A 581-nucleotide genomic window follows, 5' to 3' on the forward strand; every position below is an offset into this window, starting at 1 on the left:
ACCCCATCAATTTCCTCAACCACTGCCCGAGCTCCTCAACGTCTCGCGCAGATCTACCCCTCAAAAATCAACCAGAATACGTGGGGTCGAAGCAGCGGTTACCGCGCACCTGCTTGCGGATTTTCCACGTAATCAGGTCGCGCGGGATCGTAGCGTCTTTTTCATCGCGTGGGATCGAGAGGTTTGCTGGGTTGAAGGGCGGGGTGTGAGCGTTCTGCGGCATGGCCGCCCAAGCTAAGTCGGGGTTATCCTGAGCGCGGCGGCCATGGCCTGGAACACGGCGGCGTCGGGACAGGCGGAAGCGAAGGCGACACGAATGCGGGTGGCGGTTTCGATGACGCGGGCGGCGACCTTGAGGAGCCGCAGGCGCAAGGTGGCGAACTCGGCGGTGGCAAGAGCGGAGGCCCTTGGGATGGCCCGCCGGATGCGCCACATGAGCCAGAACGCGGCGGTGTGCAGGATGAGCCGCATTTGGTTTGCGTTGGCCGAGCGGCACGAGGTGCGATCGCTGGCGAGTTGCGTCTTGTGCAGTTTGATGAGGTTTTCGGCTTGGCCACGGGCACAGTAGAGGCTGTCGTAGA

General features: G+C 62.8%; 1 protein-coding gene. It reads right to left on the bottom strand.

Features of this window, described 5'->3' with window-relative positions:
• Nucleotides 1–234: 234 nt before the first annotated feature.
• The coding region (locus ACYPYD_RS17610) for a transposase (protein ID WP_459664496.1) at nt 235–581 on the bottom strand (347 nt) is incomplete at its 5' end.

The sequence above is a fragment of the Novosphingobium sp. 11B genome (assembly GCF_054589055.1).